The sequence below is a fragment of the Rossellomorea vietnamensis genome (assembly GCF_001305855.1).
Taxonomy (GTDB): Bacteria; Bacillota; Bacilli; order Bacillales; family Bacillaceae_B; genus Rossellomorea; species Rossellomorea vietnamensis_A.
Genome location: NZ_LIXZ01000058.1, coordinates 1 through 844, shown reverse-complemented (window position 1 = coordinate 844; position 844 = coordinate 1). Strand labels below are relative to the sequence as shown.

Below are 844 nucleotides of genomic sequence, written 5' to 3'. Positions count from 1 at the left end.
TTCATGTCGAGACCGACGAGCGCGTCGAGTCGCTGGGCGCGGCCAAGGCGCTGGCCAAGCTGGTGGAAGAGGAGCAGCCGGGTCTGGTGATCCTCGGCAAGCAGGCCATCGACACCGACAACAACCAGACCGGCCAGATGCTCGCCGCCCTGACCGGCCTGCCCCAGGGCACCTTCGCCTCCGCCGTGAATATCAGCGGAGACGGAGGGGATGGAAAGATACAGGTGACCCGTGAGATCGACGGCGGCCTGCAGACCGTCGAGCTTTCCCTGCCGGCCATCGTCACCACCGACCTGCGCCTCAACGAGCCGCGCTATGCCAAGCTGCCCGACATCATGAAGGCCAAGAAGAAGCCGCTGGACGTCAAGAGCCCGGCGGACCTCGGCGTCGAGGTGGCCTCGAAGGTCAAGCTGCTCAAGGTCGAGCCGCCGGCCGAGCGGCAGGGTGGCGTCAAGGTGGGCTCGGTGGACGAGCTGGTCGACAAACTCAAGAACGAGGCGAAGGTGATCTCATGAGCATCCTGGTACTTGCCGAACATCACGACGGCGCCCTGGCCGGCGCCACTGCCCATGTGGTCGCGGCCGCACAACAGATCGGCGGCGATATCGACGTGCTGGTGGCCGGTGAGAATGTGGCCGCCATCGCCGAGGCCGCGGCCAAGCTCGACGGCGTCAGCAAGGTCCGCGTGGCCGACAACGCCGCCTATGCCCACCTGCTGGCCGAGCCCACTGCGGCGCTGATCGCGGAACTCGCCGGCGACTATACCCACGTGCTGGCGGTGGCCTCCACCACCGGCAAGAACGTGCTGCCGCGGGTCGCCGCGCTCAAGGACGTGGCGCAGATC

The 844-nt window shown here is 67.4% G+C and carries 2 protein-coding genes; both read left to right on the top strand.

Features of this window, described 5'->3' with window-relative positions; genetic code table 11:
• The coding region (locus AM506_RS23495) for an electron transfer flavoprotein subunit beta/FixA family protein (protein WP_160316914.1) at nt 1-515 on the top strand (515 nt) is incomplete at its 5' end.
• Nucleotides 512-844 (top strand): hypothetical protein (locus AM506_RS23490; protein ID WP_440480362.1); only part of this gene is annotated, 333 nt, incomplete at its 3' end. The genes AM506_RS23495 and AM506_RS23490, both read left to right, overlap by 4 nt.